General features: G+C 60.3%; 17 protein-coding genes. 9 read left to right on the top strand and 8 right to left on the bottom strand.

The window, feature by feature from the left end:
* The first annotated feature begins 122 nt into the window (after window positions 1–122).
* From ACZ41G_RS00735 to nrdF, 4 genes are all read left to right on the top strand, one after another.
* Window positions 123–431, top strand: coding sequence for a glutaredoxin domain-containing protein (locus tag ACZ41G_RS00735; RefSeq protein WP_321046557.1), 309 nt, complete (start codon window positions 123–125; stop codon window positions 429–431).
* A 59-nt stretch (window positions 432–490) separates the two neighbouring features.
* Window positions 491–1036 carry a class Ib ribonucleoside-diphosphate reductase assembly flavoprotein NrdI gene (gene nrdI, locus ACZ41G_RS00730; RefSeq protein ID WP_464146294.1) on the top strand — a complete coding sequence of 182 codons (546 nt, stop codon included), beginning with the start codon at window positions 491–493 and terminating at the stop codon, window positions 1034–1036.
* A gap of 96 nt (window positions 1037–1132) precedes the next feature.
* Window positions 1133–3301, top strand: coding sequence for a class 1b ribonucleoside-diphosphate reductase subunit alpha (gene nrdE / locus ACZ41G_RS00725; RefSeq protein ID WP_464145388.1), 2169 nt, complete (start codon window positions 1133–1135; stop codon window positions 3299–3301).
* A 120-nt stretch (window positions 3302–3421) separates the two neighbouring features.
* Window positions 3422–4417 (top strand): class 1b ribonucleoside-diphosphate reductase subunit beta, encoded by a 996-nt coding sequence (gene nrdF / locus ACZ41G_RS00720; RefSeq protein WP_044098634.1) that lies wholly within the window; start codon window positions 3422–3424, stop codon window positions 4415–4417.
* Between the two features lie 141 nt (window positions 4418–4558).
* On the opposite strand, the gene ACZ41G_RS00715 is transcribed toward nrdF, so the two are convergent.
* Window positions 4559–6007 carry a putative ABC transporter permease gene (locus ACZ41G_RS00715; RefSeq protein ID WP_464145386.1) on the bottom strand — a complete coding sequence of 483 codons (1449 nt, stop codon included), beginning with the start codon at window positions 6005–6007 and terminating at the stop codon, window positions 4559–4561.
* Between the two features lie 1035 nt (window positions 6008–7042).
* Between ACZ41G_RS00715 and ACZ41G_RS00710 the strand changes: the two genes are divergently transcribed.
* The 4 genes from ACZ41G_RS00710 to ACZ41G_RS00695 all read left to right on the top strand — a co-directional run bounded on the left by ACZ41G_RS00710 (window position 7043) and on the right by ACZ41G_RS00695 (window position 14577).
* Entirely contained in the window at window positions 7043–7957 is a 915-nt protein-coding gene (locus ACZ41G_RS00710; RefSeq protein ID WP_464145384.1) for a hypothetical protein, read from the top strand.
* Between the two features lie 1032 nt (window positions 7958–8989).
* On the top strand, window positions 8990–11566 hold the full coding sequence (locus ACZ41G_RS00705) for a YhgE/Pip domain-containing protein (RefSeq protein ID WP_464145382.1): 2577 nt from the start codon (window positions 8990–8992) through the stop codon (window positions 11564–11566).
* A gap of 5 nt (window positions 11567–11571) precedes the next feature.
* Window positions 11572–13776 (top strand): YhgE/Pip domain-containing protein, encoded by a 2205-nt coding sequence (locus tag ACZ41G_RS00700; protein WP_464146292.1) that lies wholly within the window; start codon window positions 11572–11574, stop codon window positions 13774–13776.
* A gap of 96 nt (window positions 13777–13872) precedes the next feature.
* Window positions 13873–14577 (top strand): TetR/AcrR family transcriptional regulator, encoded by a 705-nt coding sequence (locus tag ACZ41G_RS00695; RefSeq protein WP_464145380.1) that lies wholly within the window; start codon window positions 13873–13875, stop codon window positions 14575–14577.
* A gap of 244 nt (window positions 14578–14821) precedes the next feature.
* Here the strand turns inward: ACZ41G_RS00695 and ACZ41G_RS00690 are convergent, their stop codons facing one another.
* Entirely contained in the window at window positions 14822–16405 is a 1584-nt protein-coding gene (locus ACZ41G_RS00690; protein WP_321046550.1) for an MFS transporter, read from the bottom strand.
* A 235-nt stretch (window positions 16406–16640) separates the two neighbouring features.
* Here ACZ41G_RS00690 and ACZ41G_RS00685 point away from each other — a divergent pair, with 235 nt between their 5' ends.
* A complete protein-coding gene (locus ACZ41G_RS00685; protein ID WP_464145378.1) occupies window positions 16641–16787 on the top strand; it encodes a hypothetical protein in 147 nt (48 codons plus the stop codon).
* Between the two features lie 179 nt (window positions 16788–16966).
* Here ACZ41G_RS00685 and ACZ41G_RS00680 read toward each other — a convergent pair whose 3' ends face one another.
* The 6 genes from ACZ41G_RS00680 to ACZ41G_RS00655 all read right to left on the bottom strand — a co-directional run bounded on the left by ACZ41G_RS00680 (window position 16967) and on the right by ACZ41G_RS00655 (window position 24788).
* Window positions 16967–17671 carry an ABC transporter ATP-binding protein gene (locus ACZ41G_RS00680; protein WP_033506578.1) on the bottom strand — a complete coding sequence of 235 codons (705 nt, stop codon included), beginning with the start codon at window positions 17669–17671 and terminating at the stop codon, window positions 16967–16969.
* Window positions 17664–18536, bottom strand: a complete 873-nt coding sequence (locus tag ACZ41G_RS00675; RefSeq protein ID WP_033506577.1) for an ABC transporter ATP-binding protein — start codon at window positions 18534–18536, stop codon at window positions 17664–17666. Before ACZ41G_RS00675 ends, ACZ41G_RS00680 begins: the two co-directional genes overlap by 8 nt.
* A 1-nt stretch (window position 18537) precedes the next feature.
* Window positions 18538–19662 (bottom strand): branched-chain amino acid ABC transporter permease, encoded by a 1125-nt coding sequence (locus ACZ41G_RS00670; RefSeq protein ID WP_033506575.1) that lies wholly within the window; start codon window positions 19660–19662, stop codon window positions 18538–18540.
* A gap of 2 nt (window positions 19663–19664) precedes the next feature.
* Entirely contained in the window at window positions 19665–20588 is a 924-nt protein-coding gene (locus tag ACZ41G_RS00665) for a branched-chain amino acid ABC transporter permease (RefSeq protein ID WP_015449691.1), read from the bottom strand.
* Window positions 20589–20865: 277 nt separating this feature from the next.
* On the bottom strand, window positions 20866–22062 hold the full coding sequence (locus tag ACZ41G_RS00660) for an ABC transporter substrate-binding protein (protein ID WP_015449690.1): 1197 nt from the start codon (window positions 22060–22062) through the stop codon (window positions 20866–20868).
* Window positions 22063–22913: 851 nt separating this feature from the next.
* The gene (locus ACZ41G_RS00655) at window positions 22914–24788 is read right to left on the bottom strand and encodes an ABC transporter ATP-binding protein (protein ID WP_464146290.1); all 1875 of its coding nucleotides are present in this window, start codon (window positions 24786–24788) and stop codon (window positions 22914–22916) included.
* Between the last annotated feature and the right edge of the window lie 62 nt (window positions 24789–24850).

The raw sequence follows: 24850 nt of genomic DNA, 5'->3' as shown, positions 1-24850 counted from the left end.
AGCGACACGCTCGACACGCCACTAGTGATGGTGGTTTTTTGTTCCTGCCCAGTCGTGTAGCGTAACAGTTCCGACACCGCCACGACAGCTTCCGTCATGACGCTTTCGACCAAGGAGGACAGTTGACCATCACCGTGTTCACCAAACCGCAATGCCAACAGTGCGAGGCGACCAAACGCCGCCTACGCGACCGCGGGATCACCTTCGAAACCGTCGATTTGAGCGAGAACCCCGCGACGCTGACGCAGCTGGTCCAAGCCGGATACCGCCAAGCGCCCGTCGTGATTACGCCGGATGCCGCGTGGTCGGGATACCGGCCGGACCTCATCGACCAGCTCGCCGGAGCGCTCGCGACCGCAGACACGACCGCGAACGCAAACGCAAACGCAGACACGCAATCCGCCCTGGCGACCGACGGGAACCGGGCATGACCGACGCAACCGCACGCATGATGGGCGACTTGGGTTCCAGCGTCGCGGCACCCGGCAGCATGACACCCGGCGTCCCAGAACCAAGCTCTCCGAATTCCAACCCTCCAGCGCCCGGCACGCCAAGCCCCAGCGAGCCTGAATCCGCAGCAATCGACACCCACATCGGCGCAGTCGTGTACTTCTCCTCCGCGTCGGAAAACACCGCGAGATTCATCAAGAACTGCCATCTGCCCGAAGCCGGGCTCAACGTGTATCGCATCCCGCTGCGCCCGAAGAGCGCCCCGCTGGTTGTCAACGAACCGTTCGTGATCGTCGTGCCGACATACGGCGGTGGCGACATTTCGAAAGCCCTGCCGCCGCAGGTTCGCCGTTTTCTCAACGACCGCGGCAACCGCCGACTACTGCGCGGAGTCATCGCGTCCGGCAACACGAATTTCGGCGATGCGTTCTGCGCGGCGGGTGACGTGATCGCCGCGAAATGCCATGTGCCGTTCCTGTATTCCTTCGAACTGACCGGCACACCCGAGGACATGCGCAAGGTCCGCGAGGGGCTGCGCGGCTTCTTTCTGCGGCCCGCGGCGGCCGAAACCGACCGGCCCGACTGAAAACCCTTGAAAGCTCCGCAACCAATCAACCATCCCCACCATCACTCATCTCAACCACCTCATCCACAATCACCGCACCAACCAGAAAGGCCAATCATGACCGCAACCGCCACTTCGCCCCAATTCACCATTCCGCAGGCGGCTCCCGACTATCACGCCCTCAACGCGATGCTCAACCTATACGATGACAACGGCCGCATTCGCTTCGATGCTGACCATCAGGCTGTCGACGCGTATATGCAAGACCAGGTCGAGCCGCGCACCATGCGGTTCGTCTCCACCCGCGAGCGCCTCGCCTACCTGCTGGATCAGGGATATTACGACCGTCGCGTCTTTGACCAGTATTCGGACGATTTTCTGGACAACTTCTACGACCATGTAGAACATCAGGGATTCACGTTCGAGACCTTCCTGGGCGCGTTCAAGTTCTACGCATCCTACGCGCTCAAGACGTTTGACGGCTCGCAGTATCTGGAGGATTTCCCACAGCGTTGTGCCGCCGTCGCTCTGGAGCTTGCGGACGGTGACGAGCAGCGTGCGATCGAGTACGCGGACGCCATCATTTCCGGCCGTTACCAGCCCGCCACGCCGACCTTCCTGAATCTTGGCAAAGCGCAGCGCGGCGAGGCGGTGAGCTGCTTCCTGCTGCGTATCGAAGACAATATGGAGTCGATTTCGCGCGGTATCAACGCGGCGTTGCAACTGTCCAAGCGCGGCGGCGGCGTAGCACTCCTGCTGACGAATCTGCGTGAGGCGGGCGCCCCGATCAAGCGCATCGAACACCAGTCAAGCGGCGTGGTTCCGGTCATGAAACTGCTCGAGGACTCGTTCAGCTACGCGAACCAGCTGGGGGCGCGCCAAGGCGCCGGCGCGGCGTATCTCAACGCGCATCACCCTGATATCATGCGCTTCCTCGACACCAAGCGCGAGAACGCAGATGAGAAGATCCGCATCAAATCGCTGGCCCTCGGCGTGGTGATTCCGGACATCACCTTCGAGCTGGCCAAACGCCGCGAACGCATGGCCCTGTTCAGTCCGTACGATGTAGAGCGTGTCTATGGTGTACCATTCGCCGATATTTCGGTCACGGAACACTATGACGAGATGCTGGCCGATGACCGTATCCGCAAGACGTACATCGACGCGCGCGAATTCTTCATGACGCTCGCCGAATTGCAATTCGAATCCGGCTACCCGTACATGCTGTTCGAGGACACCGTGAACCGCGCGAACCCTCTCAAGGGCCGCGTGACCATGAGCAACCTGTGCTCCGAAATCCTGCAGGTGCAGGAGCCGAGCACCTACCGCGAGGACCTCGGCTACGAGCATGTGGGCCGTGATATCTCCTGCAATCTGGGGTCGCTCAATATCGCGAAGGCGATGGACGGGGGTCTCGCCGCGAGTGTCGAAACCGCCGTCCGCGCGCTCACCTCGGTCAGCGACCATACGCGACTGGATTGTGTGCCGTCCATCCGGCGCGGCAACGAGGAAAGCCATGCAATCGGCTTGGGACAGATGAACCTGCACGGTTTCCTCGGCCGCGAAGACCTGCGGTACGGCAGTGATGAGGCGCTCGATTTCACGGATATGTATTTCCTGACCGTCGCCTATCACGCGTACCACACTTCGCACGCAATCGCCGTTGAACGCGGCACACGATTCGCAGGGTTCGCCGACAGCGCGTATGCCAAATCGGCCGGCGACGGCAATTATTTCGACAAGTACATCGACGGCACGTATCGCACCGAGCCACGGACCGATACCGTGCGCAAGTTGTTCGCCCGCCTCGGCGTGGCCATCCCCTCCGCCGACGATTGGCGTGAACTGCAAACCGAAATACTGCGCGACGGCATCTACAACGCCTACTTGCAGGCCGTGCCGCCGACCGGGTCGATTTCGTACATCAACCATTCCACGAGCTCGATTCACCCGATCGCCGCGCGCATCGAAATCCGCAAGGAAGGCAAAACGGGCCGCGTGTATTACCCGGCGCCCTACATGACCAACGAGAATCTCGACATGTTCGAGGACGCGTACACCATCGGCTGGAAGGCGATCATCGACACCTACGCCGAAGCCACGAAGCACGTGGACCAAGGCCTGTCGCTCACGCTGTTCTTCCCTGATACCGCCACGACGCGTGATCTCAACAAGGCGCAGATCTACGCATGGCGCAAGGGCATCAAGACGCTGTATTACATCCGCATCCGCCAGCAGGCGCTCGAAGGCACCGACGTCGAAGGCTGCGTCAGCTGCATGCTGTGAGCGGCGTCATTCCGCCAATCCTTGTCCCATGAACCAATGAACCATTGAACCGACCGAAGGAACATCATGACCACCACCCCCACCGCACCCCGCACTGTCCGCATCGCCGATGACGCGATGATGACCGCGTCCATCACCCCGGCGCAATACCGCTACCATCACGGTTCGCGCGTGCGGCCGATTAACTGGAACCGCATCACGGACGACAAGGACCTCGAGGTGTGGAACCGCCTCGTCGCCAACTTCTGGCTGCCCGAGAAAGTGCCGCTGTCGAACGACGTGCCCGACTGGCGAGCGCTGAGCGAGCGCGAACGTACCACCACCGTGCGCGTGTTCACGGGCCTGACGCTACTCGATACCACGCAGGCCACCATCGGCGAAATCTGCCAGATCGAGCATGCGCGCACCGAACACGAGCAGGCCGTGTACACGAATATCGCGTTCATGCAGTCCATTCACGCGCGTTCGTACTCGTCAATCTTCTCCACGTTGTGCTCCAGCGAGCAGATTGATGAAGCGTACCGTTGGGCCGTGGGCAACGACATCCTGCAGGAGCGCGTCGACACCGTGCTCGAACAGTATGAGAGCGACGACCCGCTCAAACGCAAGGTCGCCGCCACACTGCTCTCGTCGCTGCTGCTGTACGCGGGCTTCTATCTGCCGTTGTATTTCGCGGCTCGCGGCACCATGATGAACACCGCTGATATGATTCGTCTCATCCTTCGAGACAAGGCGATCCATGGGTATTATTCAGGCTACAAGTTCCAGCGCGGACTTGAGACCCGCAGCGCCGACGACCAGCAGATGCTGCACGACTTCACGATGGACCTGCTCGACCGCCTGTACGAGCTGGAAATCGAGTATTCCAAGGACGTGTACGCGGGCTTCGACTTCCTGCCCGATGTGCTTGCGTTCGTGCGATACAACGCGAACAAGGCACTCATGAACCTCGGCTACTCCACACGCTTCACCGCCGAGGAAACCCAGGTGAGCCCGGAAATCCTGGCTGCGCTGTCACCTTCGGCGAACGAGAACCACGATTTCTTCTCCGGTTCGGGCTCGTCCTACGTGATGGGCAAGGCCGAGGAAACCGACGACGACGATTGGGATTTCTAGGGTTCGGAGGATTCCGCCACACGCAACCGCTGATTTGGCCTGGTTCACGGGTGCCTCGCTTATCGCGACCGTGAGCCGGGCGACCGGCAGATGCGCGGTGCACGCCCGCGCATACCGGTACAGCTCCGCAATACGCGACTGCTACGCCATACGGCCGGACTTCGACGGGTCGATGGTCATGGTCTGGAACCGATGCTGCATATACGAGTCATTGAAATGCTCGGCGAAGAACTGCGTGACCGGGGCATTCTGTGGCACGCCAGAAACGCGGCTGTACCAGCAGTCCAGCGCCATCAGCGTCATCACGATGTCAACCAGCATCAACACCGTGCACACCGCAGTCAACGAATACCTAATCTTCCACGGAATCCTATTGATCAGGCGCAACAGATACGGCAGCACGAACTTGATCCACGCGAGCCCGAGCAAACCCCAGAACACCATGTACTTACCAGACGTACGACCGCCAATCGACAGCCATTGACCGGTGTAATCCCACGCGGTGATGCCGAACGCCGCCTCCATGAACCAGCTGACGAAGAATTCAAACGCGCCGCCGATCACCGCGCTCGCGAAGAAAATCAGCACCGGATTCTTACGCCACAACCGGTTCAGGCACACCGTCAAAATCACCGCGCCGCAGCCGTAAATCGGGGAAAACGGCCCCCACAGCAGCCCCGCGCGGTCCTGGTATTCATGCACGAGCACGAAATGGTAGATGGTCTCGATAATCAGCCCCACCACGCAACCGACAACGAACAGCCAGAAAATATTGAAATAGTCAAGGGAAATATAGCCCTTGCCGCTCTGGTCGCGTCCGAGCATATCCGCTTGGACGGCCCTGTTGTACGCGTCATGCTCATCCATGCGTTTGAGATGCCACTGCAGTTGACGTTCCTGAAGCAGTGCCGGATCAAGCGTCACCGACAGGGCGACCAGGATGGTCATCTGCACGAACGGTCCGAGTAGATTCGTGCCGAAACCTTCCAGTGCAAGCGACAGCATGCCATGCGCGAGCGTGAGCGGCATCAGCGCGTACGCCCACCGGGCGGCATGCCGGCGGTGGCTGCGCAACAGTTGCACGCCGAACACCGCCATGCACGCGGCGTTGGCGATCAGCACCACCACTTCGACGCAGGAGAGAATGAACGGCAAAGCGAGCGCGTCGATTGTGACTTTGCCATCAAGAACCTGGCGGATTCCATACGTGAGTTCGTAGATAATCAGCGGGATGGTGCACACGCCGAGCAGCATGACCAAGCCGCCGTAGAGGCGGGTGATGAACGGGAGCGTGTGTTTGCCGTCGTCAAGCAGGGAGGATGATTCCTCGTCGGCGCTCAATTGGTTGGCTGTCGCCTCGCGGGTCGCGTCGGAGATTGTGAGCGCGGCGATGGCGTCGGATACCGCGGACAGGGTTGCAGGGGCGGCGGTTGCAGGAGTGCCGGTCGAGCTGGGGGCGTTGTCAGCAACTACTCCATCATCGCCCTTGCCGGCGGCGTCACATACGTTTGCAGTGTTGTCGGAGCCGCTCACCAACGACGCCCCATCCGCGCCCGCCATTTGAAGACCGGCGTTGTCAGTTCCTGCCATATGCTGCTCCTATCCAGACGATCGTCAAACCGAAATCCGCAAGGACCTGCGTCGCCACGATGCATCTGTTGCCAGCGTACCTAGTTGTTGTAACTGTTTCTAAAGTAACATCATCCCGGTCCTTACCGTGCGACGCATGCGCGACCAGCCAGACAGACGCGGAATTCTCAATATCTTGCAAAATCGGCCGGCGAACTGAGATTTTCAGAAAAATCTCTAAACAACTCTCCGCAGAGACGAAATCCGCGATTTTTACAGACTTTCCAACGTGTGCGGCTAACACCGCCAGCCCAAAAATCGTTGATATTCCGCGCTTTTCCTGATTCCGTCATGTCGACGACGACGCGCGACAATCTCAATATCTCTCTCAATCACGCATCGGACACGAGATTTTCAGACTTAGTGCTCAACATCTCGCGAAATCAAGACGGAGTCGAAAGATTTTCAGATTTCAAGACTCAGAGATTTCTTTGGCACTCGGTCGGCGGCTACCGGGAGTCGAGCTTCGAAAGCATCAGAGACCTAGAACATCGTGGCGTGGAACGGGTGACCCGAAATCGCAGATATAGAGCCGACAATCTGAGACCGCGCGCGAAACCGGAGCCAGAGAAACGGAAGTGAAGAATCAGCAGCATGCGGCGCTAATCCGACGGACATCGTTGGAGGCTGAGTGCGGAATTTCGGGAACTCGCGCCACCGTCCATCGTCAGATGCGCGCGTTGTCTAATTACTCCACAAACCAGCTACGCTGACAACCGCTTTAGCGTAGACAGTTTGTATCGGTGCGCACACTGGTTTCGCAGAGCGCACCGCCGGCTCTGGTGATCTCGCGCTTTCAGGTTCCATCCATGATTTTGGCAGACCACCGTGTGCGACTTTTGAGATGCTCATACGCCGATTGGCAGTGCATCCAAGGGTTGATGAGGTTAGCTGAAATCAATAAGGAAGCCGGGCAACATGGCTCGGCGGTCCGCGACAAGCCGCAACTACCGCGGCACGGCGAGGACAGCGAACCGACATTGAAGGGAGCATAACATGAGTGCAGATCAGCAGAATCCGCAAGACCGGCGGAACCAAGACACGCAGGAAACCCAGCAGATTCAGGACGTGCAGCAGACACAGCCGATCACCGACGCGAAGGCATCTGCAACAGGCGGGGAAACCAACGGCGGCAAGGCATCCGTCGGGAATGTGCCCGCAGGCGAAGCGTCCAATAGCAAGACGACGAATACCGATGTTACAGCGAACGGCGACACCGCAGAAGCCCCGGACATCGACGGGGTTTCCTGGAACTGGGCCGCCACGCATCGCGGCGAGGCGCAACCGGCAGATGCCGTCGCCAAAGCCTCGGCACAGGCGCGGCAGGCTCCGGGCGGACAGCCTCATCAGCCATCACCAGCGCCAGAGCAGAACGGACAAGTGAGCGGCGCCGGCCAAGCGGCTAGGGCCGGTCAAGTAGCCGGTGCAGGTCAGACGCAAACCCCGCCGCAAGCATCGCCGTACGGGTATGCATCCCAGCCGTACGCGCAACAGCCCTACGTACAGCAGCCGCAATATCAGTCACCGTACGGGGTTCCCGGAGCGTATCCCGCACCGACGGGTACCCAGAAGAAGCCGAAAAAGCCGTCAAAAATCCGCGCCTTTTTCGCCAGTCTCAACACCGGCACTATCGTGTTCGCGGCCGTGGCGGCACTGATCTGCGGACTAATCGGCGGCGTTGCGGGCGGATTCATCATGCGCGCGACCACGCCCAGTCGGCAGCAGCAAATCGTGCAGCCGTACGGCTACGGGCGCATGATGCCGGGCAGCTCGAACGAATCCGGGTCCGGGTCGAGCAGCGGATCAAGCAGAGGATCCGAAAGCGACGGCTCAAGCTCGTCCAGCGACGACAGCAGCCTTGGACTCGGACTCGGCGGAAGCGGCATTTTCAACGACACCGGCAGCATGTGAGTGAGCGGGCGGCCGCAAGTGAGCGGGCGGCCGCAAGTGAGCGGTCGGACTATGCGAGCCACGCGATTCCTTGGAATACACGGCTGCGCGGGTCCACTCGATTGCGCGCCGCAGCTGCGTGATTTGCGCGGCTGCATGATTTGCATGACTGTGCAATCTGCATGTCTGCATAGACCGCACGACTATGCGATTTCAGCGACTGCAAATCCACACGGCTGCGGCAGTTCTCAAGGCCGCCAACCTTCGCTGCGATACCGAGGCTCAGATGCATCAACATCTGTCGCACTCCCGTCGTGGACTGGATCGGGTTTCAACGTTTGATTCCCGATCCAGTCCGTACGGCCGTCCGTCGCAGCATGCGCCCGTAAACCGTACCCAGCCGAAAACGGCGGAATACCAAGGTTCTTTGATTATCGCCGATCAGTCGCACGGCCGGGCACACATCGATCCCAGTGTTCTCCTCGACCCGAATCCGATTTCAGCGTCCGATTCCCGAATCAGTCTACGGAAACAGGCGGTCCGGCAGGCTGGCACAATCCGCGTCAATCCAGAAACGGCGGAATCCCGCGGTTCCCAGACCATGACCAGCCAGCCGCCAAACCGGCCACGGCCCCGAAGCCGGACCAAACCCAATCTCGCACCCGAATCCCCGAATCAGTCCAAGACGGCGGCGCCTGCGACAGACAATCGCCGCCCGCACACAGCCAGAAACAGCGGAATACCGCGGTTCGTTGATTATAATCGACCGGTCGCACAGCCAGGCGCACATTGATTCAAGTGTTTTTCTCGGACCAAATCCGATTTCGGAGTCCAATCCTCGAATCAGCCCCACCGAACCCACCCCGGAACAAATCATCAGCCCCAGAGCCGGACGCAGCATATCTAGACACACCGGCACGACACGCGCAGAAGCCTCAATCCGGCAGCAAACTCTTCCACGCCTGCCGTTACGCTACTTATCTCGTAGCGCTACGTGTCGCGTATCGCTTTTACCATTAAGGTATGCACGTCAAACAAGCAAGGGGCCGCCATATGAGGAATGCGTTAAAAATCCTGCGCCGCGATCTGCTGCGCTGGATCAAAGCCCCCACTGCTTGGGTGATTGCTTTCGGCTTGTGCTTCATCCCACCGATGTACGCGTGGTTCAACGTGCGCGGTTTCTGGAACCCGTACAACAACACCAACGGCATCAAGGTCGCCGTTGCCAACAAAGACAAAGGCACCACCAGCACGCTGACCGGCGATTTGAACGCAGGCAAGCAGGTCGTGGCCGAGCTGAAGAAAAACAAGCAGATCGGCTGGACGTTCATGAATGAGAGCGACGCCTTGGAAAGCGTCGAATCCGAGCGCTGTTATGCGGCGATTATCATCCCGTCCGATTTCAGCGATTCGCTCGTCAACGTAGTCACCGGCAGCGGTGACCGGCCCAAACTGAGCTATTACGTCAACGAAAAAGCCAACTCCGTGGCCACCAAAGTCACCGACACCGGCGCCAATACACTTGATCAGCAGATCAACAGCAATTTCGTATCCACAGCGAGCAAGGCGATTGTCAATATCGTCAACAAGACCGCCGACACCATCGACGACCAGGCGTCCGCCGCAGGCGGGAGCGCGGCCAAAGATCTCAGGACCACATCCAACAACCTGGCGACCATACGCCAGACCATGACCGACCTTGACACGACACTCGCGCAGGTACCCACGAAAACGGCGGCAGCACGCGCGTCCTTAAACACCGCAACCCAGCTGGTGGCTCAAGCCGGCAACGGACTGACAGGCACCTCGCAACTACTGAAAACCGCGCAGACCAGCATCAACACCTTCACATCGGAATCCTCAACCGCGCTTGACACCAGCTCAAGCCTGCTGTCACAAGCCAGTTCGCAGACCAGCCTCACCGTCGCCGCCCTCGGCACGGCGCTGACCAAGGCGAACGGCTCGGTCCAGACCGCGCTCGACGCCGCCCAGAACGTCAGCGACACGAACGCCACCATCATCACCGAACTGACGGAGCTCAACACCGAACTCGGCAACGCTGGTATCGCCACCGACGCCGGCACTGCGGCGCTCAAACGCCTCCAGCAGCAGAACGACAATCTGCAAGGTTCCATCAGTGATTTGAACAATCTGAACCGCGACATCAACGACACGGTCACCGCCGGCACTACGGCATCACAATCGCTCAACGACGCCACGCAGAACACGCTGCAATCAACCGACAAAGCCCGCAACACCATCAACACGAAGGCACTGCCAAAGCTCAACAGCGGGCTGAGCAGCCTCGCCTCGACCAGCGCAACCCTGAGCGCCCTGGTCACCGGGCAGGATTCACTGGTCGCGCAGGTCAACACCGTGCTCGACCAGCTGGACCAGTCCGCAGCAAGCACGCGCAGCGCCATCAGCAGCGCCGGCGACAGCCTTGACCGTGTGCAGAGCAAGGTTGACACCCTGGCCACGGATCTGACCGCGCTGAGCACATCCAACGCGCTGAGCAACATTCTCGGGGAGAACGGCAAGCTTGACGCCAAGAAGATTTCCGACTTCATGCTCTCCCCCACCGTGCTCTCCACAAAAACCCTCTTCCCGGTGAATTCATACGGTTCCGCGATGGCGCCCCTGTTCACCGCGTTGGCCCTATGGGTGGGAGCTTTCGCGCTCACCGTGATTCTGCGCACTGAAGCCGATGACGACGGCATCGAAAACATCACCCCGGGAGAACGCTATTGGGGCCGATGGCTGCTGCTCGCCATCCTCGCCGCAGGACAAGGCGTCACCACGACAGTCGGTGAAATGCTGCTCGGCGTGCAGGCGGTCAATCCGTTCGCGTTCGTAGGCACCGGCATCATCGTCGCGCTCGTCTACCACAGCATCATCTACGCGCTGGCCACTACCTTCCTCCACATTGGCAAAGGCATCGCCATCGCCTTGGTTATGGTGCAGATTCCGGGCGGAACCGGCTTGTACCCCATTGAGATGATGCCGAGCTTCTTCCGCAAGGTATACCAACTGTTCCCGTTCACCTACGCGATCGGCGCACTACGCGAATGCATCGCCGGCTTCTATGACGGTCAATGGCTCGACGACATTGCCAAACTCATGATCTTTGCCGTCGCGTTCTTCATTCTCGGCCTGTGGTTGCGACCGAAAACCGCCAATCTCAACCGCCTGTTCACGCGCGAACTTGAGGAAGGCGACATGGTCATCAGCGAGAAGATGGAGATGCCTGGCCGCACGTATGGTCTGACACAAATCATCCGCGCACTGGCAGGACGGGACGAGTACCGCGAGCGCATCGAACGCAGAGCCGCCCGCTTCACCATGCTGTACCCGAAACTCAAGCGCGCCGCACTCATCACGGGTATCGCCGTGCCGGTGATTCTCGCCGTTGTGCTGTCCATTCTCACGCCGAGCAGCAAGGTCAACGCCATGGTCATCTGGCTGATTTGGATTCTGCTCATCATGGGGTTCCTTATGACCATCGAACTCATCAAAGACAACATCGAACGGCAGACGCGCCTAGGCAATCTTGACGAAGAGGCGATTCAGCAGATCCTGCTCGATGAACAGGACAGCCGCCCGAGCCGCATAGGAAGGCATTCCGCATGAAAACAGTGAAAACAGCATGGAAACTTTTCACCGGTGATATGCGGCGCATGTTCAGCAATGTTGTCTCGGTGATCATCGTGATCGGGCTTGTCGTCATCCCCGGCCTGTTCACCTGGTTCAACGTCGCCGCCGCTTGGGACCCGTTCGGCAACCTCAACCAGTTGAAAATCGCCGTCGCCAACACCGACAAGGGGTATAAGAGCAGCCTTGTCCCGGTGAAGGTCACTGTCGGTGACAGCGTGGTCAACGCGCTGCGAGCCAACGATCAGCTCGACTGGACCATCACCACCAAGGACGATGCAATTGACGGAGCGAAATCCGGCAAATATTATGCGGCCGTAGTCATCCCCTCCAGTTTCAGCAAGGACATGATGACGTTCTTCTCCGACGACGTGCAGCATGCGAAACTCACCTACTACACGAACGAGAAGATCAACGCCGTCGCCCCGAAAATCACCGGACAGGGTGCCGATCAGGTGGCTGCGCAAGTCAACCAGACCTTCGCGCAGACCATCGCCACGGTCGCGCTGAGCGTCGCCAGCGACCTGTCCGATGAGCTTGGCAGCGAAAAGGCGTCGAAACTGCTCACCACCTTCAACGCGAATGTGGGCGATATGGCGACGCAACTGGGCGACGCCGCATCCATGCTCAACACCTTCGCCGGACTTACCGACACCGCGCAATCCTTGATTTCCAGTTCCGACCAACTCGTGGACAGCATCTCTGCGAGCGCGAAAAGCACAAGCAGCTCGCTGAAAGACACCAAGCAGGGCACCAGCGACATCACCAGCGCTCTCAACACGGCGTCGAAAGCCCTGACCACGGCGTTCACCAACTCAAGTTCAAGCTATCAGGCTGTCGCCGATTCCATCGACTCCACGCTCGACAGTGCGGGGACGGGTGCGTCGGACGCGTCCGCGGGGCTCAAACGACAGGCGGGCATTATCGACCAGCAAATCACGGAATTCCAAGCGCTCAGGGACAGTATCGCGGGCATCACCGTGCCCGACATGTCCGACGCCGCTGCGCACGACCGGCTCGTCACCGCCCGCGACAACATCGTCAAGCAGCTGGACACGGCGATCAGCGCGCAAACCCGGGTGCGAAACGCCATCAATACCGCGGCGACCGCCATCGACACCGGGAAAACCGATGCAGAAGCGAAACGCGCCGAAATCAGCGGACTCGCCCAACAAGCCAAGCAGTCCATCAGCGGTCTGAAAACCAGCTATACCAAGGAAATCAAGCCGCAAATCACATCAATCAGCAATTCGATCTCCAGCGTGACATCCACGCTCGCCAGTGGATCGGACACTTTGGATTCCACGCTCAGCGACCTCGATTCCACGTCGAAAACAGCTGGCAAAGCGCTGTCCAACATGCGCAGCGTGCTGACATCCACCGCGCAACTGCTCGAGAAGAACAGCACCAAACTGGATGATTTGAACAGCAAGCTGGCGCAGGCGCTCAACAGCGGTGATATGAGCGAGGTGCGCAGCGTGCTCGGCAATAATCCGGAAACGCTGGCCGCATCGCTTGCGGCACCGGTGAAACTCAACCGTAAGGCGCTATTCCCCGTGGAGACCTTCGGCACCGGACTCACACCGTTCTACACCTTCCTGCCCCTGTGGGTCGGCGCGCTGCTGATGGCGGTGACCCTCAAGACGCAAGTGTCGGCGCGCATCCGCAAAGAGCTTGGCGACCCGAAGCCCAGAGTCCTGTTCTTTGGGCATTACGGAGTGTTCGCGGTGCTGGGGCTGCTGCAAAGTACTTTCTCATGCGGCGGCACGCTATTGTTCCTGCGCGTGCATGCCGTGCACCCGCTCCTGTTCATGCTCAGCGGGTGGCTCAGCTCGCTGGTCTACTCGTTCTTCATGTATGCGATGGTCGTGAGCTTCTACAACGTCGGCAAGGCGATCGGCGTAATCATGCTCGCCATGCAGATTTCCGGCTCCGGTGGAGGCTACCCGTTGCAGGTGCTGCCTGATTTCATCACGTGGATCAGCCCGTTCCTGCCGGCCACGCATTCGATTATGGCGATGCGGGCGGCGATTGCAGGCATCTACAACAACGACTATTGGATTGCCATGGGCAAGTTGGCGCTGTTCATCATCCCGGCGCTGCTTGTGGGGCTGGTGATCCGCAAGCCGGTCATGCGGTTCAACCGCTGGTACGCGCACACGCTCGAGGCGACCAATGTCATCCAGTAGGTGACGCGCGGCAGGTGATGCGGCAAGTCGCGTGGTGGAGCGTACGGCAGGTGGACAAGCGAACAGAGAGTAAGAAGAGAGCGGGAGAGAAACATCATGGACGACAATTCGTCAGCATCGAGACGGTCTGATGCCTCAACCACGTTGGAACAGGCGACTGTCGCGGCGGCGGCTTCGGCGCAAACCCCGGAACGAGTGGCGCAACGAGCCCAGTCGCGAGCGCATATTCAGGCGCATTTGCAACGCGGCGAACGGCGTCGTGAGGAAACCGACCGGAAAATCCTGCAAGCGACACTGCAAATCGTGGCGTCACAAGGCATCGGTGCGGTGACCATCGAGGAAGTGGCGCGGCGTAGCGGAGTCGCAAAAACCACGATTTACCGCCGGTATCGCAACACCGACGACATGCTGCATCGTCTGCGCACCATGCAATGGCCCGAGAGCATCCTCGATACCGCGGATCTCGAGCCGAATCGCGGCAATCTGCGTCGCATGCTCGAATCCATCACCAGCCAGTTCGATGAGGAAATCGGGTTGAAAGCCGTCGGCGTGGTACTGTCGGCGAGCAACGGGTATTTCGAACAGATCGTCGCGCAGGTGATTCAGCCGGTCAAGCAACACGTCAGCGACTTCTTCATCCGCGGGCAGCAGGCGGGAGTGTTCCGGAGCGGCTTGGATCTGGGCTTCATCTTCGCGACCATCATCGGCTCGATGATGGCGAACCATGCACTCACCGAAGAGACGAGCGCATCCTGGGCGGTGAAGATGACCGACCTGCTGTGGCCGATGATTGCGGCGTAGCGGGCGAGGCGGTTGCGGGCCGGCGGCTTAGTGGGGCGGTGTCCGGCGGGCTTAGTGGGCCGACGAGCCGAATCACGGCCACACCAACCCGCCATGCAACCGCCCAGTCACACCACAGGCAGATACCCCGCCAATCACTCCGACAACCAAACCAATCCACCCGCCGTGCAACCACACAGTCGCACGGCGGGTGCGTATCCAGCACGACGGCACACCAGCACCGCGGCACACCGCCGCGCCACGCTCACGATTCCAGCACGGCCAGCACCTTGTGCTCGTCGTAGAACGCGAAGATGAAGCCGCCGATTGCGCACAACACGGCCGCGCAGATTGCCGCGACACGATATCCGGTTCCGGCCGCCGCGCCGATGGTGCTCACGCCGGTGAACAGCAGCATCGCCACGCTCTGCCCCATCTTCATGGCGAAGGTGCGGGCAGCATAGAACATGCCCTGACGGTCCTGACCGGTGGTCTTCGCGCTGGCATCCGCGATGTTCGCGACAATCGCCTGCGGCAGAATACCGAACGCGGCCATCGGCACCGCACCGACCACCGACAGCAGCACGCCCTGCACCATCGGCGGAATCGCACTGATCACGCCGGATCCAAGCAACCCCGCGAACGCGAACGCAACCGTGAAGATCACAAAAGCGATGAGCAGCAGCCGCTTCTTGCCCACCCGGTTCGCGAGCATGTTCACTGGCACGTAGAACAGCACGGATACCGCGGTCATGAGCACGAAGTACACGGTGGTCACGGATTCAGGCAGTTTCAGCAGACTGGTCACGAAGAACGGCAGCCCGGTCTGGAAGGTGGTGATCGCCACCCAGTAAATCACGTCAGATCCTACGAAACGGCGGAATTGCACGTCTCCGAAGGTCTGTTTCAACGATTCCAGCGTGGATTCGCTGGTCGGCTGCGAGCGCACGTAGCGTTTCTCGTCAATGGCGAGCGGCGGAACGAGCATGCAGATGAACGCGACAATCGCCATCAACGTGAAGGTGAGCCGAATGGCAGGCACACGGCCCATGGACGGCACGAACGCACCCCAGATGACGGGCGCAACGTAAGCCAGCGCAGTACCGGCAACCCATGTGAACGAGATGGCGGTGGAAATGGCGAGCTGCTGTTTGGAGTTGTGACCGAGTTCTGCGATTAGCGCGTTGTATGGCGTGCAGTAGAAGGTGAGCGCCACGTAGTAGGCGATGACGGCGACGAACAGGAAGGCCGCGTTCAGCCAGCTGGTGCCGTTAATCGGGCTCCAGAACACGAGCACGGTGATGATGGCGAGCGGTAGCGCGGCGAGACGCAGGAACGGCATGCGGCGGCCGCGCGGGGAACGGCAGCGGTCGGACAGGCTGGCGACTGCCGGGTCGACGAACGCGTCGAAGAACCGCGCGAATGCGGTGATGCCGCCGACCACGGTCACGATGCCGAGAATGGCGAGGCCTTGCGGCACGAAGACGGTTTGACCTTGGCGGATGGTTTCGGCGTCCGGCTGATAGAAGTACACGAGCCAGTTGGAGATGATGCCGGACAGGAGCGCCCAGCCGAACTGTCCGATGGCGAATGCGCGGATTTTGGAGCCAGGCAGTGATTCGGGCGCAGCGGCTGGCGATGCCGTTTGTGCTGCGCCTGGCGAAGCAACTGGTGAGGAGGTTTCCCCGGTAGCCGACGCAGTGTCTTGAGCGGCTTGAGCGCCTTGTACGTTGCGAACGTTTGCGGCGTCCTGCTCGCTCTGCCTGCCGCCGGTCGGTGTAGCCGCCTGTGCAGCTGGCTCAGTGCCACCGCTTATGTTGCGCGTATTGTCGTGCTGTGTCTCATCCATGAGAACGCCTCCGTGTCCGTGTCGGACTTCATTGCCGGTCTTACAGCAGTCTATCGCGCATTCACGTTCGCTGCTGACGGGTATGGGCATTCAACGGAGAAGAATCGGCAGTCGGAGTATGGCGGGCCGAATGCACAAAGATTGCAACGCCTGCGAGGATTCTCAGCAATAACCTTGGTTCCCAAATACCTCACCTGATGGTGGACAGGGTGCCTTTCTCGGAATCATAGGTGGTATGCGCGTCTACCTTGACCGCAGTCTGCGCGAATTCGACACCGTCTACCCCGCGGGCGGCGACGGCCACAGCGCGGTGAAACTCACGCCCGACGAACTCTACGACGTCTCCGGCGCCGACAAATGGGTCGACGTGTGCAAGGAGTAGTGCGGTGTAGTGCGACCGGGCAGTCACGCCACGGACAGAATCGGCAACCCCCAACCGCCCAAATACCCAAACGACCCCTAAACCCCCAAACAACAGCAAGGGGGAGTGACCGGGACCCACGCTAGGGTCCCCGTCACTCCCCTTCACACGTCTGCGCTGGCCATCAGCGCAAACGGCACTCACGCACCGAGATACGCCTTGCGCACCTTCTCGTCATGGAGCAGGTCGCTGGCCTTGCCTTCCATGGTGATGCGGCCGGTTTCCAGCACGTACGCGCGGTCGGCAATCGACAGAGCCATTTTCGCGTTCTGCTCGACCAGCAGCACAGTGATGCCTTCATCGTGCAGCTTTTCGATGATGCGGAAGATCTCCTTGACCAGTTTCGGCGACAGACCCATCGACGGTTCGTCCATCAGAATGGTGTTCGGCCGGCTCATCATCGCCCTGCCCATCGCGACCATCTGCTGTTCACCGCCGGAGAGCGTGCCCGCCAGCTGGCGACGACGCTCCTTGAGCCGCGGGAAATACGTGTACACCTTGTCCAGATCCTCAGCCACATGCGAGGTGTCCTTGAGGCTGTACGCACCCATTTCAAGGTTCTCCTGCACGCTCATACGCGTGAACACGTGACGGCCTTCAGGAACATGCGCCATACCGAGGGTCACAATCTTGTTCGCCTTGGTTTTCAGCAGGTCCTGGCCGTTGAACACGATACTGCCGGACTTCGCCGGAACCAGCCCGGTGATGGTGTGCAAGGTCGTGGTCTTGCCGGCGCCGTTCGCACCGATCAGCGACACGATCTCGCCGTCATCCACATGCAGGCTGATGCCCTTGACCGCGTCGATGGCACCGTAGGATACGCTCAGGTTCTTGATATCAAGCATCGTGCTCCTCCTTGCCATCGGTTACGTTGCCGTCAGCCGCGTTACCGTCCGCAGCCGCATCGCCCTCAGCCTCATCAGCCGCGTCATCCTCATCCTCGTCACTGCCAAGGTAAGCGGAAATCACGCGAGGGTTGTGCGCAATCTCCTCAGGCAGGCCAGACGCAATCGTGCGCCCGTAATCAAGCACCTGGATGCGCTGGCACACGTTCATCACGAGGCTCATATCATGCTCGATCAGCAGAATCGCGATACCGAACCGGTCGCGGATCGTGTTGATGCATTCGAGCAGGTCCTCAGTCTCGGTCGGGTTCATGCCGGCAGCCGGCTCGTCAAGCAGCAGCAGCTTCATGCCGGTCGCGAGCGCACGCGCGATTTCAAGCTTGCGCTGGGCGCCATACGGCAGGTTCGCCGCCTGCGTCTGGGCGAGGCCTTCGAGCTTGAAAATCCGCAACAAATCAATGGCTTTCTGGTGCATCTCGCGTTCCTCGCGCCAGAAACGCGGGGTGCGGAAGATCGCGCCACCCATGTGGTAGCTGAAGGATTCGTTGAACGCGACAAGCACGTTTTCCTCGACGGTCATCTGCTTGAACAGGCGGATGTTCTGGAAGGTTCGGGCGATGCCGGCGCGCACGACCTGGTAGGTCTTCTTGCCGTTCATTTTCTCGCCGTCCAGCCAGAATTCGCCGTCGGTGGGCTTGTACACGCCGGTGAGCAGGTTGAACACGGTCGTCTTGCCGGCGCCGTTCGGGCCGATCAGGCCGACAAGCTCGCCCTTGTTGATGGTCATGTTGAAATCGTCGACAGCGCGCAGACCACCGAAGGTGATGCCGAGATGCTCGGCGCGCAGAATCGGTTGTTCAGTCATCTCACGCCTCCTTTCCGGCGGATTGTGCGGATTGCACAGTTTCCGCTGCGGCCGCTGTTGCAGTCACGTCGCCAGATTCCACGGTTTCTGCCGCGATGGCCGCTTTCGCCGCGCCGCCGCGACCGTTGCGGTAGACGATGCGGTTGATGAGCTTCGGCAGCGAGAACTCCCACGAACCGAAGATGCCTTGCGGGCGGAAGATCATGAACACGACCAGCACCACCGAGTAGGCGAGCATGCGGTAGTCGGAGAACGCGCGCAGCGCCTCCGGCAGAATCGTGAGCACGATAGCCGACAGGATCGAGCCGGTGAGCGAACCCATGCCGCCGAACACGACCATGATCACGTAGTTCGTGGATTGCAGCCAGCCCGCGTACGCCGGGGTGAGCGAACCCATGTACTGCGCGTAAATGCCGCCGGCGAGCCCTGCGAAGAACGCGGAAATCGCGAACACGAGCACCTTAAGGTATGTAACGTTCAAACCGGATGCGCTGGCCGCGATCTCGTCGTCGCGAATCGCCTTGACCGCACGGCCGTAGCGGGAACGCGCGAACATGAACAGCAACACGACAGTAATCACGGTGATCCAGAACACCACGTACAGGTTGGCGATACGGTCGATGCCGATAAGCGCCTGACCGGCCTGGCCCTTATCAAGGCCGACACCGCCGGCTGCGGGGATGTTCTGCAGCACGACGCGGATAATCTCGCCGAAGCCGAGGGTGATAATCGCCAGGTAATCGCCATGCAGACGCAGCGCCGGAATACCGACCAGAATGCCGAAAATGCAAGCGATTACAGCGCCCACGAAAATCGTGAGCAGGAAGCGAGCGGTCGGGTCCATCGCGATGCCCTTGGCGACAATCAGCTTGCTGAGCAGGGCTGCGGAGTAGGCGCCGATCATCTCAAAACCGCAGCAGCCGAGTGTCAGCTGGCCGAGCACGCCGACCGTCAGGTTCAGGGACGTGGTCATGATGACCGCGATGCAGCAGGTCATCAGGATGCCCTTGATATACGTGTTCGCGGCCCCGGATTCGCATACCGCCATCAGCAGGCCGAACAGCACGGCGATACCCACAGCGCACACGATATAGGACTGTTTCATGGAAAGCGCGGATTTCTTCATCGTCACACCTTCTCCGTCTCAGGCTCGCCCATCAGGCCGGACGGGCGTACGAGCAGCACGATGATGAGGATTGCGAACACGATCGCGTCGGAGAACGCGGACGTGATCACGCCGCCGGTAATCGTGCCGATATAGGCTTTCGTCAGGCTTTCGATCAGGCCGATCGCCAAACCGCCGACCATAGCGCCAGGAATCGAGCCGATGCCGCCGAGCACAGCCGCCACGAAGGCTTTCAGGCCGAGCATCATGCCCATCGTCGGGGACACCTGCGGGTAGGACACGCAGTACATGAGCGCGGCGATGGCGGCGAGACCCGAGCCGATGGCGAAGGTCAGGGTAATCGTGCCGTTCACGTTAATGCCCATGAGCAGGGACGCTTCCTTGTCTTCGGACACCGCGCGCATGGCCTTGCCTTGCTTCGTGCGCTTGACGTACAGCTGCATGGCGACCATCATGATGACGCCGAGCACAATGGATACGATGGTCGCGCCGTCAATCTTCAGCTGGCCGATCGTCAGGGTCGGAATCGAAACGATAGTGGGGACGGTCTTGTAGTCGGCGCCGAAAATCGCCTGTGAGCCGTTTTCAAGCAGCAAGCTCATGGCGATGGCGGTGATCAGGGCGGTCATGCTGTTGCCCTTCTCGCGCACCGGCTTGTACGCCAGGCGTTCGACGAGCACGCCGACCAGCGCGCAGACCAAGGTTGCGGGAATGACAGCCGTCCATGCGGGCAAGCCCATGACGGCGAGTGCTGGAATGCTGAGCATCAGCGTATATGCGCCGATCATGATGAAGTCGCCGTGGGCGAAGTTCAGCAGTCGGATGATGCCGTAGACCATCGTGTAGCCGAGCGCCACGAGCGCGTACACGCTGCCGATCTTCAGGCCGTTGAAAATCTGGCTGATGAACATGACGAAACCGCTCATCATTCCTCCTTTCGTGTGTGTGTATGTGGGTGAATGTGTGTGAATGTGTCAGTGTGTGAATGTGTATCGGTGTGCTCGCCAATTCCTGACTCAGTGAATCAACGAACGCAAGCGCAAAGAAATTTGCGTGTAAGCGGGACGCCGCCTGGAAAGACCGCTAGTACGCGAATGGAGAGGGCCGGAATCGGCCCTCTCCTTCACATGGGATTGTTGCCGTTTGCACCTTTCGAATCCCCCTTGGAATCCTTGGGGTTTCGGGCGCGCACGGCAGTCAGCCTCACTTGGTGGACGGCTGGATGGTGGTGCGGTACGTCGGCTTGCCGTCCTTGAGCTCAAGAACGATCACGGACTTGTTCGGCGAACCCTTCTTGTCGAGCGTGAACTTGCCGGTCACGCCGCTGAAGGACATGCCGGAAATCGCGTTGCGCACCTGCTCGCGGGTAGCGTTCTTGCCGGCCTTCTCGTAAGCCTGCTTGAACATGTACACGGAATCGTACGCGAGTGCGGTGAAGGTGTTCGGCTCCTGATTGTTGTTGGCCTTCTTGTAGGACTTGATGAAGTCCTGCACCTTGCTGTTCGAGGTGTCGTCAGGCGAATAGTGCGTGGTGTACAGCACCTTGTCGTACTGGGACTTGTCGCCAGTGAGCTTCAGGCCGTCGTAGCCATCGGGGCCCATGACGTAGCCCTTGTAGCCGAGCGAACGAGCCTGCGGGATGATGTACGGGCCAGCGACCGAATAGTAGTACGGCGCGTACAGGAACTCAGCACCGGACGCCTGAATCTTCTGCAGCTGCGAGGAGTACTCGGTGTCGTCGGCGCTGGAGGAGTTCTCCTCGTCGACCACGTCGAGGCCGGCCTTCTTGGCCGCGGCGGCGAAGGCCTTGCCCACGCCGGAGGAGTACGGGTCGCCGGTGCCGTACAGCACGGCGACCTTCTTGACCTTCAGGGTCTCGGCGGCGAACTTGGCCGCGATCTCACCCTGGTAGGAATCCTTGAAGCAGGTGCGGAACAGGTAGCCGCCGGTGGCGATGGAGTCGGAGGTCGCCGCCGGTGCGATGGCCGGGAGCTTCGACTGATCGGCCAGAGGCGCGACGGCCGCGGTGGTCGAGGAGATCGTCGGGCCGAGCACGGCGAGCACACTGTTGTCGCCGGCCAGCTTGTTGAAGGCGTTTGACGCTTCGGTGGCGTCGCCCTTGTCATCCATGCTTTCCAGCTTGATCTTCTTGCCGTTCAGGCCGCCCTTGGCGTTGATCTCGCTGATCGCCAGCTTGAAGCCCTTGAGCTCAGCCTCGCCGTACGCTGCGGCGGTGCCGGAATTCGTGGTGATGCTGCCGAGCGTGATCGTGTTGCCGCTGGCTGCGCCGGCGGAGTTGCTGGAATCGTCCATGCTGCCACCGGAGCAGGCCGCCATGGACATCATCATGGCCGCGGCCGCCGCGATGGCGGTCGTCTTGCCGAAGAACTTTGCGTTCATCAGGAATCTTCCTCTCTACAAAAGATTCTGGGAATAATCGTGAGAATTCGTCAGAATGTCGCATGAAATGCTGATTCTGAATGCCACAGACGCGCGCGACACGTGATCGGGTGAATCCGTCAAACGCCGTCAGGCAAAGGTTCTTCGGGCTTTTGGCCTTACTCGAGTAAACCTCGTCTCAATCTATTGCTGGGTTCCTTTTATACGCGAGGATTGCGGATATGTAAATGGCTTGTCCTTATATTGAACTTTTCGATAACCTCATCCTGAGACGATTTATGTCCACAATGTGGACACCGTGGGGTGAAATCGTCGGAATTGTGCGGTTTTGCTGGGTTGCTCTGAGGAGGTGCGAAGGTTTCAGGCGCAGGCTCTTCAGGTGATCATCATGTTGCCGGCGTATTGGCGCGGGGGTACGTGCGGTTGTCGGTAACGCGGGCGTGGACGCGGTGCCACAACGACCGTCTCACCGACCAGACCGCACGACCCGAACCATCAGCACCGCCACCATGCGAGGAAATCCTCACACGATGACCCCCGACCAAACCAAATCACCAAACCTGAACCGCCCAACCCGCCAGATTGCGAGCCAATCCTCACATACTGACCCCGGGCTTATGCTCCGAAGCCGGCATCAATGTCCGGGAGCACCACCGTGCGAGCCAATCCTCACACAGCGACCCCCAATTCGCGCTTATTATCACTTAGCCGGTAACTGATAATGACATCGTCCCTTATTATCACTTAGTGGCTAAGTGATAATAAGGGACGATGAAAACAACGCTAAACGCGAGACGCCAAACACGCGGCATCAAACGCAAGGCACCGGACTCGACACCCCGCCCTGCACCTCACGCGACGAGCGAGGCGAACTGGCTGTTGTACAGGTCGGCGTAGAAGCCGCCCTTGTCGAGCAGTTCCTGATGCGTGCCACGTTCGATGATGTCGCCGTGGTTCATAACGAGAATCATGTCCGCGTTGCGAATCGTGCTCAGGCGGTGAGCGATCACGAAGCTCGTACGGCCGACAGTCAACTGGTCCATGGCCTTCTGGATGAGCTCCTCAGTACGCGTATCCACCGATGACGTCGCCTCGTCGAGAATCAGAATCGGCGCGTCCTGCACCATCGCGCGGGCGATGGTGAGCAGCTGCTTCTGCCCAGCGGACAGCGCGGCCTTGTCGTCAAGCACGGTGTCATAGCCTTCCGGCAGTGATTCGATGAAGCGGTCAAGTCCTACTGCCTTCGCGGCGGCCCGCACCTGCTCGTCGGTCACGCCCTGCTTGTCGTACACGATGTTGTCGCGCACAGTGCCCTGGAACACCCAGGTGTCTTGCAACACCATGGAGAACTGGCGGTGCACCTCGGAGCGCGGGATGGACGCCGTCGGCACGCCGTCGATGCGGATTTCGCCGTCATCCAGCTCGTAGAAGCGCATGAGCAGGTTGACCATCGTGGTCTTGCCGGCACCCGTCGGCCCGACGATCGCGACTTTCTGCCCGGCTTTCACGCTGGCGCTGAAATCATGGATGACCGGCGTGTCGGGCTTGTAGCCGAAGCGCACATGGTCGAAGTCCACGTCGCCGCGGGCCCGGTCGCCCAACGCGTCACTGGCGTGTGCATGGCCTTGTGCCGCCTCGATCTGGGCGCGATGCTCGGCGAAGCTGCCGGTCGCGTCGACGCTCATCTCCGGCTCCTCGAGGAAGCCGAACACGCGCTCCGACGCCGCACCGCACCGCTGCAGGTTCTGCATGGCCTGCGCGAACTGGGCGAGCGGCTGCGTGAACAGGCGGATGTACATCATGAACGCCACGATGACGCCGAACTCGATGCGCCCGTCCATCGCGAGCGCCGCGCCGACCACGCATACGGCCACGTAGCCGAGGTTGCCGATGAAGGTCATGAACGGCATCATGAGGCCCGACAGGAACTGCGATTTCCATCCGGATTCGTACAGGCTGTCGTTGTAGCGTTCGAACTGGCGGATCGAATCCGCTTCGCCGGAGTAGGCCTTGACGATCACGTGACCGGCGTACATCTCCTCCACATGCCCGTTGGTCTGGCCGAGCGCGAGCTGCTGCTGGGCGAAGTACTTCTGCGAGAAGCGCATGATGAGCATCATGAGCACGAGACCGATGATGCTCACGCCGATGGCGGTCAGCGTCAGCGTGACGTTGTTGGCGAACATCATGACGAGCGCGCCGACGAACAGCGTGATCGACGTGACGAGCGCGCCGAGGCTCTGCCCCAGCGTCTGGCCGATGGCGTCGACATCGTTGGTGATGCGGCTGAGCACGTCGCCGTAGCTCGTGTTGTCGAAGTAACGCAGCGGGAGGCGGTTGATCTTCTTGGAGATGTCATCACGCAGGCTTTGCGCGGTGCGCTGGCTGATGGTGGCCATGATCCAGCTTTGCGCGTAGCTGAGCAGCGCGTACCCGACGTGCAGCGCGACCAGGGTGAACCCGATATGAGTGACGGCGTCCAGGTCGATGCTGTTGAGCACCGGCCTGCCGTGCACGATGGCGGGCAGGCCCTTGGTGATCTCGTTGGTGATGTCCTTGAGCTTGTCCGGTCCGACGATCTGGCAGACCGTGCCGAACGCGCCCAGAACGAGCGCGATGATGATGGCGGGCAGGTAGCGTTTGCTGTAGTGCGCGAGCTTGCCCATGACGGCATTGAAATCCTGCGGCTTTTCGGCCGCGCCCCGGGCTCCCGGCCCGTGACCCATTGGTCCTGGCATGTGAATGTTCCTTTCAGGAAAGCTAAGAAAGATAGCAGCTCCGGCGATTC

This window comes from Bifidobacterium porcinum, from assembly GCF_055378475.1.
This window is presented reverse-complemented; position numbering and strand designations above follow the sequence as displayed.